5 protein-coding genes are annotated in these 9,001 nt (G+C 41.1%); all 5 read right to left on the bottom strand.

All coding sequences use genetic code 11. From position 1 onward, the window contains the following. Positions 1-178: prepilin-type N-terminal cleavage/methylation domain-containing protein (locus IQ229_RS03995; RefSeq protein ID WP_194041484.1), on the bottom strand; the 178-nt coding region annotated here is incomplete at its 3' end. A gap of 38 nt (positions 179-216) precedes the next feature. Beyond that, positions 217-1,245, bottom strand: coding sequence for a hormogonium polysaccharide secretion pseudopilin HpsC (gene hpsC, locus IQ229_RS03990; RefSeq protein ID WP_194041482.1), 1,029 nt, complete (start codon positions 1,243-1,245; stop codon positions 217-219). Between the two features lie 66 nt (positions 1,246-1,311). Then, positions 1,312-1,965: a hormogonium polysaccharide secretion pseudopilin HpsB gene (gene hpsB, locus IQ229_RS03985; RefSeq protein ID WP_194041480.1), complete on the bottom strand. Its 654-nt coding sequence runs from the start codon at positions 1,963-1,965 to the stop codon at positions 1,312-1,314. A gap of 204 nt (positions 1,966-2,169) precedes the next feature. Then, on the bottom strand, positions 2,170-7,125 hold the full coding sequence (hpsA, locus tag IQ229_RS03980) for a hormogonium polysaccharide biosynthesis protein HpsA (protein WP_194041478.1): 4,956 nt from the start codon (positions 7,123-7,125) through the stop codon (positions 2,170-2,172). Between the two features lie 1,007 nt (positions 7,126-8,132). After that, positions 8,133-9,001: AAA family ATPase (locus IQ229_RS03975; protein ID WP_194041476.1), on the bottom strand; the 869-nt coding region annotated here is incomplete at its 5' end.

Genomic DNA, 9,001 nt, shown 5'->3' with positions numbered 1-9,001 from the left:
CTGCTAAAATTCCTACTAACAGCAGTACTACTATTAATTCTATAAGACTAAATCCAGCATCTTGTTGATTGTAGCCATTAGTAGAGGGTCTATTTGCTAAATATTGCTGCTTTAGCTTTGTTTTTCGGCTGTGCAACTGGAAAGAATCTAATAGTTTTAAACTAAGAATATTCGGCATACTATCCTGCTTTTATTAATATTTATCAAAGATAGAAGCTATTTGGTAAAAATGAAGCTGCTTCCTTGAACCTTAATGTTTGCACTCGGAAAATAACTAGATTTGCTTTGCGCGTAACGTACTTTAGTTTCATCATTTTGTATGAGACGAGCTTGTGCATTACCTCTTAAGTAAACTTCAACAGAACTTCTATTATCTGCACCAACTGAATTAACACAAGCATAGAAGCCTCTTCTAACAATCGTTGATGGAACTCGTTGAAAGACCAAGCCAGTAGGGGCAGGGCAAGTTATTGATGCTGCCGTAACTGTCGGGGTTTCGTCTGTTATTGTTGTCTGATCTATAAAATCAACCAAAACCACGGGATCTTTATTGTAAGTACCCCCTCCTGTCCAACTATTCATTTTTGCTTTTAATGTTATGCCCTTTTGGGATAAATCAAAAGGCTTAAAACCTACATCTGGACATCGACTATATTTTTCAGTAAATGGACTACAAGTACTTCCAGTACTATTTGTAACGCCATCTTTAATTTCCCATCTGGCGATGCGGGCAGCTTTAGACCAGTTAGGACTACCGTCTTTAATTAAATAGTAAGCTACCAAGGAGTACACAAAAGAATCGTCTTTAAATTGAACCACACCTGAAGAATTTTTAGTTTCAACAGCATCTTGGCTAAATTCTCGTTTCCAAAAGACAAGCACAGGAACTCCATTTGTTGGGCTAGGTAGTTGATTTGTACTTGCATTTGGGCAAGTGTTATCGGTACTAGCATCAACAGTACCGCTTAGACAAGCAATTCCAGTAGCATCATATATATATATTGCTTGTTGGAGATCGCGAGTAATATAATCTAGTGCAGCTTTAATTTCTTGCTCAGAGTTTGCTTTAGCTTGTTCCTGACCATCAGTGTTTAAAATACTGATCATAAAACTTAGTAACGGCGTAATTACTAAAAATGCAATTAGCATAGCCACCAATAATTCAATCAGGGTAAAACCACTATTTTTATTTTGCTTGTCAGAGGGTTTTAGCTGAGTACTTAACAGCCACCTCAATATATTCATTTTGCTACAGGTTCTCCTTAGTGACCAATACTGAGTCATGAAATTATTATGTTTAACGGGTTAATTTTATGGCGGAGGTTGACAGCCACCAAGTCGATCGCACAAAGCGCTATACGAACTTTGACCCCTGACAATTTCAGTTGTCATTTCTACTAGTGGTGCTTTGCGATCGCCTAGTCCCCCAGTAAATGTTGCTGCTGTTTTTCCACTGCTACCCGCAGTTAAAGTACCTAATTCAGCATCTGAACGATATACCCGAACTCCCAAACGATAGCCTTGACCTTTATCAGCGTCGCTATCTGTGACAGCAACGCGAATAGCCTGGATATAAAACAAATCGCTAGTACAGTTGGGATTAGCAAGGCTGCCATTTTTGTTAAAGCAATACAAACCAGTGCTAGCAGTAGGGGCTGATGTACTACTCAATAAATAGTCACTGCTTGAACTGGATACATTTCTAGTTGTGCTAGCAGCCAGTGTAACGGTGATTGTCGGATCTGAGATTGTTTTAGACTTAATAGCATCAATGAAGGCTTTAGCTGCTCCTGTTGCCAATTCCACCCGTTTAGCTTGCACGCGAGTTGCTGTTGACATGACTAAGACAGGTGCGATCGCTACCAGCAAAATGGCAACCACAAGGATCGCCACAAGCGATTCAATGATCGTAAAACCAGACTCGTTAGACTGAGCAGATAATTCTTGTAGTTGGCGTGGGTTCATACTCAATTTCTTAATAAGGCTATGTTTTAAAGTAATTTGTGATCGGGTGTAATATACTCGTAACCTCTCTCCAAACCTCTCCCCTACAAGGGGAGAGGCTTTGAATTTTCCCCCTTCCCTATTAAAGAAGGGGGCTAGGGGGTTAGGTCTGTTAACGTGGTCTATTCACCCGAAAAGTGATGTAAAAACTCTCATTCAAACACTTTAGGATGGTTGGAGTTGGCAGCTAGTAGGACGTTCAGTTGCTGGTAGTGCAAATTTGAAACCGTTACCAAAGTAACTAGTGTCCGCATCCTCAAACCCATCCGATGTTTGAGTTTGTACACCACACAACAGAGTTTTCACCCAAAGGTCATCGCGGCCTACTTCTCTGAAGTATTCATTCGGAGGATCTGTTGCTGGAATTACAAAGCGCTGGGCAAACAAATCAGGATTTTGTGCCAGTAACGCCACATCAAAACCCCAGTTCCGGTTAGGAGGCGTATAATAAGGCGCTTCCCCAGCACCATTAGTAGTGAAAGTACTATCTGATGTGTAACCAGGTCTTGTGGAAAAGAGAGTTCTGAAAAATATACTGTCAATATTGGCAGTAGAAGAAGGAACGCTAGGGTTAGAAGAGGTTGCAGCAACAGTTGTTGGCCCTGGTCTAACGAGAACTTGGAATGGTGCGCTAGCATAGATACTGCGTTTAAATTGGATGAATGAACCGTTGATATTGGCATTAATCCCATTCCAGTTTTCTAAGAAGCGCACAAAGTTATGCAAACCCCCGTTGATTTCGTAAGTAGTTGGAGTTGAACCCCCGCTAATTGAATTCACACGAGCAGGAGTGTCACCAGAAGCAATTACTAGATTAAAAGTTGTTTCACTTGCCTGAGACAACCATTTAGTATTTTTAACAAAACTAGACGATGATGCTATAGCGACGTAAGTCTTTTCAGTATCGTCAGGATCTGTGGTTGTTACCTGTAATTGCAATACAGGCTCTAATAGTGGTTGAAAAGATCCATCTCTTGTGGACAACGTGAATGGCGTCGTTGTCGCCGTCGTTGTCGCCGTGCTTCCAGGAAAATCCCTAAGCGAAGAAAGCGAAGGAAGCGAGCCAACTGGTAATTGGGGATACCTGTAGAATAGACGAATGTTATTTTTGTAAATTATTTCGCTGCCATTCAATTCTGGTGGCTTAGTATTATTAGTATTTTTCGTGGTTGCAAACCAGAGGGCATTATTTGCTGGTTCAGGCATGATACTGGTGCTATCACTAAATTGAGCTACTACTTTAGCTCCCCCCACTGTTGTTATGCCTAGTGCAACAGGAGTAGTGCTAGTTAAATTTGCATTAGTTATGACAATATTACTGCTAGTAAGCAGCCTACCAGAACTATTTCTTTTGAACGCAACCCGGCGGGCAAATCGTTCAAAACCAGCCTTTGCCGGTTGGGCAGTAGTACCAGCTAAGAGTTTGTCACGCTCTGCATTTGCTGGAAGATTATGAGATTGTATTGATCTATCGCCGTCGTAACCAATATACCAATTAGTTTCTCTACATTCCGAAACTGGTATTTTGAAGCACATTTCCATTACATATTCTGGGAAACTCCCTCGTCGTTGAATGGGTGTGACAAAATTGTTCAAGTAAGAACTATTAAAGTTTACTGAGTCAGCACCAGTGGGAGTCCCTTTGTAGTACGTATCATCATTAGATGAAGTAAAGAAATTAGATGAAGTAACAAAGTTGTTATTCCAAAAACCTGCCTTCAATCGATTAAATACGGCGTCAGCATCACTCACTTGGTGGTTATTTCGCAAGTCGTAATCACCCTCATTGCGGAAACCTTGGCGGAAGTTATCAGACAGCAAGGTGACAGCATCGGCAAGTACTGATGCTGGTCGCCAAGTTTCGCCTGTTCCGCAATTAGGTAGTCTAGAGTCATTAGGCCGACAAGCAAAGTTAGGATCGCGATTTGCCGCAGTACGAGTATAAAATTTAGTATCGTAGTTAGCGGCACTAGGATCTAAAAGATCCCCACCTAGAAATTCTTGTTGAGTGTGCAGATTAAAATTGCCTTTAACATACGCTGGTAGCTCGGTTGCTAAAATCAAACCTTTTTCTTCCGGTCTGTAATCAGTCAGACGACTCAAGTTACTGCCATTAATCAACATAATGGCATTGGGTCGCCGTTCATAGTCGAGCTTGTAGTCACTAGCGCTGACATTATCACTTGTTGAGTCACTGCGATCTTTTTGAGCATCATCACGAGAGGCATAGATAATGCCGCTATTGGGCAATAGATATTCCTTATCCGATACAAGGCCGATTGCTTTTGTGCGAAGCAGACTTAAATCTATGGTAGTGGCACGAATTTCTAATGGCTGACGCTGTTCAACTTCCAGATTGTATTTTCCAGTTAATGTAGCACCTTTATCTATAGCCTTAATTTGTCGGGCATCAAGAAATGCAGTTTCTTTGATTGCGCCATCAGGAATGTAGGTAGTACTCCTAGTCAAAGTGCCATCAGCAATCTGTATTGCACAGATAGTAGAGTCAATTGCTGATTGCTCAGAGAGAGTGAGTTTACTGGTAGTTGCTTTGGCCAGTGCTTGCCGTAGTAGAGGATTTACAAGGCGGCCATTGGGAAATACCAAGTTAGCTTGATATTTCAAGCGATTTAGCAAAGTTACACTAGTGTTAGTAACATTATCATCGGTAGTCGCAACTGCAAAAAAACCATTGCCATCTACTGCCTGTCCTCTAGTTATACCAGCAGATGTAGTAGCGGGAGCCTCGTAAACAATCCCATTATTTGATCTGGCTCCAGCAGGTTTAGCACCAACTACTTCACCGCTCACATCCGCCAGTGTACCCGTATTTCTTGCCGTATCCTTGTTTGTGGGATCATAGTAACTACTTACACAAGCCATAGGTGTCTGATAATCGTCTGGTGTAGCCGCCTGAGGATTGTAGGAATCAAAATTGTAGTGATACACTGCTGTGGCACGCATTACCAAATCACCACGTTTTTGTTTACTCGCATCAAGAGGATCGGTAGGATCGGGTACAAGCATAGGCATAGTATCAGGCCAAACTACTGTACCAAAACTTTCGTTGACTTCCGATGGCAATATCGGCGTGCTTGGAGTCGGCGTGCTTGGATCATCAGGTGGTGTTGGACGAGTAGGTAATCCAGAATCTGTATTAGGTCTATATACTCCAGCACCTGTAATCACCCTCAATCCACCGACCACATCAAGGATATTAGTTCGTGGTGAAGCGGCTGAAATCTCCCAAAAACCATCACGTCCTGTTACCCCTAAATCTGATAACTGTCTAACGCGAGTGCTACGAGTACGATCTTTGGTAGCGCTACCTGTCCACTTCACCCCAGCAGAGATGAGTTGGGGATCATTCTCTCCTACAAAGTCTCCTTTTGTGTTGTCCCATATAAGTTCAGGCAGGTTGTTGCCTACTACGATGCGATCGCCTAACTGTGTTTCTATTACGGGAGTATTGTCTACAACGTCTGGATCTCCAGTAGGTAGTTGCGCTGTATTTAGTGTTAGTGTTGTATTAGCATCTGTTGGATAAATCCAGGCGTCCATTGGACGTAGCGTATTAACAGAACCTTCCATAAAAGTTGCTGCATCTGCTGTGGTGTAATCGACACCAGCAGATTTTTCAATAGCAGAAGTACCATAAGGAACTTCGTTAAATGGTACACGCCTAGTACGCTTACGGAACCAGTTTTCTAATTCTTCCTTACGTACTTTAGTCGCATCTAAACTTGGATCGTTTAGAATCCGATTGGTTATATTAGTTCTGATTTCTTGAGGATCAGTAGTCGTAGCATTGTTAAGTTGTGCCTTCACTAATAAGTCTATGCGTTGAGCATAAGCCTGAGTGTTATAAGCAATGGCATTCGAGTTATTTGAGGTGGTTTTATTAGTATCTGCTAAAGATTTACTTGTATCAGGTGCGTTATTTTCTCGAAATAAATCTATGCGTGTTCCACCTAGATTAGTTGTACTGATTGGGTTACTAGTTGCAATATTACCGCCAACAACTATCTTGCCATTTTCTCGTTCGTAATAACATGAATACCTACTACTGACCTGATAGAAGGTTATATCTTCACTAGTTTCACCAGTAAATAAGTTACTGTTGGTAAAAATGCGTCCATTGAGACGGAATCTAGGCCCTGGTGTAATATCTAAGTCATCTTCATAGACAACAGCATTATTAGTAATAGAAACTTGACTACGATCTTGTTGCATTTCTAATGCCGAGAAGCCCTTATTACCTCGATACTTCTCATATTTTGTATCACTAGCAAGAGAACTAGTTGTAGGAATATCACTGATGGGAACCGTTACTGCATAAACAAAAAAGCTTTTTTTCAATTCGCCATTTGGTAGCTTATACCAACCCGAACTACCTACTAAGCTGGCACTAGTATCACCAGCTACATCACAAGCTCCACCTGCTTTAGCTGGTAGCATAGGAGGGGTTCTAGCATCTAGTGGGCTTCTACTTCTGGTTTGGGTTATACCAGTTTGGGGGGGAGTACGGAAGTAGATACCATAGAGAATAAAGCTATCAAATTTACCGTTATTATCTGTATCGGCAGGAAATTTCCAGGCTGTTTGTATGTTTTCTTGATTTTCTAAAGCCATACTACTAGCTGCTTCAATCTTCGGACTTGAAGTACTTTTATTAAGATTGTAAGCCAGGGTTATAGGAGTTTCATCACCAAATGTATAGACAGAAAGTTTATTAACTAAGGTACTGTATAGGGTTAGATTTGATGGTACAGAACGTGGTAAAGTCGGGTCGGCAAACAATGCACTTATTTTGGCTTTAGCCCTGTCTAAAGCAGGGGTAGCGGCTTGCATTGTCGCTTCATTCACGCGGACATTACTAGCATTTTTAGAACGCTCAAAAGACCGAAATAAAATTGCAGTTGTTAACAGTACGACTACCAAAACTACCATCGCCACTGTTGGCAATACAAAGCCAGAATTAACCGAACCGTGTCTTCTTTGAGTACCAGAGATAGTTCGCAAAAGCCAAATAATTTGCCTATTAATTGCAGATAAAAGCTGCTTGCTAATTTGTCTGAAGGTTTTTTGAATTACCTTAAATAGCTGACGTTTTCTAGACATATCTGCTTCCTGGTCAAGTGGATTATAGCGAATTTTCTATTTATTCAAAGTTTTTAGTCATGCCTATCAAGTATTGTTACAGGCATCAGATGAGACGATATTGATCTAACTACTTTATTTGGCTTGAATAACTTTCAAATAAAGTAGTTATAAAAAAAGATAATTTATTAAAGTTATATCATTTATGAATTGTTCATTTTATCCGGGAAACACTGATTTTTTTAGAATTATTTAGTTCGAGTCTGATAAATAATAAGAGCATTACCTCACAGTAAATTTGCGTAAATGTGTTTTATTTGAAGACAAATTTATGAAGATGTTATTAGCAGAGTAGACTTATAATACCCATCTGTTAAAGGAAAGATATCAGTTAGGTGCAAAATAATCAGATGTGCAGCTTAGATTCCCGACTTCTTTAATTAAGAAGTCGGGAATCTTGTTGTTCACATTGCTTTGATTAATTACTAATTACTCACTAGTACGACTTGGCGTAAATCTCACTACTACCTTTCAAGGCAAGCAAGCCTCTGCCACAGGGTACTAATTTTTCGTATTCTGTAGTAGAAAATACTAAGTAGTATAGATGCAACACGCAGTCAAATTAAGTTAAAAAGGACGATTAGAAACCAATACGGTTCAGTTAAGGCTAAAACTCTTTGTCAAAGTCAACTTTTTTAACGAACCGCAGAGGCGCAGAGGAAACAGAGAGAAGAGAAAAAATGCTTAACTGAACTGTATTGGATTAGAAACTGCAAATACACGGGGTTTACCCACCTCCGTGAGTTTCAAACCCTTAATTATTCTTAAACTTTGTTTGTGTATCCAAGCCAGTTTGGTCTTCTCCCTACAGCCCTTTGGAGACGGCAGTGCTAGCGTCTCCGTTGAGTGAAGGGGAGACTTCAGGTGTTAAGCTAATCAGTATTCAAGTTGCATAATCAGGGCGGGCAAGATGCCCACCCCACAAGATATTGAGAAAATTTTTATCTGCAAATTAGATGTGTTTTAGCTTATGTAGCAACCTGTGGTATTGACACCTTCACCAGTACTTTTTTGCTAAAAGACAGACCGTTTTCATTTTTGTCGATGATAATCGTGTCTCCAGAGATAAAAGTATTTTCCAATAATTTGGTGGCGAGGGGGTTTTCTACTTCTCGCTGAATTGCCCGTTTCAGTGGGCGGGCACCGTAAACTGGGTCATAGCCTGATTCGACAAGATGATCGCAAGCAGATTGGGATATCTCAAAGCAGATTTTTTGCTCGCGCAGGAGATTTTCTACCCGTTTGAGTTGAATGCGGATGATCTGCCGCATTTCTGTGCGATTTAGTGTATGGAAGAGAATAATATCATCGACGCGGTTGAGAAATTCCGGGCGGAAATGCGATCGCAAGGCTTCCATTACCCTAACCCGCATTGTCTCATACTTGGAATCATCACCAGATATATCCAAAATATGTTCGCTACCAATGTTACTGGTCATCACAATAACGCTGTTACGAAAATCTACCGTTCTTCCCTGAGAATCAGTAATTCTCCCATCATCTAGCACCTGTAACAAAATATTGAATACATCGGGGTGCGCTTTTTCCACTTCATCCAACAGCACCACTGAGTAAGGACGGCGGCGAATCGCCTCGGAAAGTTGGCCGCCTTCTTCATATCCTACATATCCTGGAGGCGCACCCACTAAGCGAGAAACTGAGTGTTTTTCCATATACTCAGACATATCCAAGCGCACCAATGCATCATCAGAATCAAAGAGAAACTGAGCCAAAGCACGGGCAAGTTCAGTTTTGCCTACACCTGTCGGGCCCATGAACAAAAATGAACCAATAGGACGAGAGGGATCTTTCATCCCCGCACGGGCGCGGCGAATTC

The organism is Nostoc cf. edaphicum LEGE 07299 (assembly GCF_015207245.1).
Lineage (GTDB): Bacteria > Cyanobacteriota > Cyanobacteriia > Cyanobacteriales > Nostocaceae > Nostoc > Nostoc edaphicum_B.
This window is presented reverse-complemented; position numbering and strand designations above follow the sequence as displayed.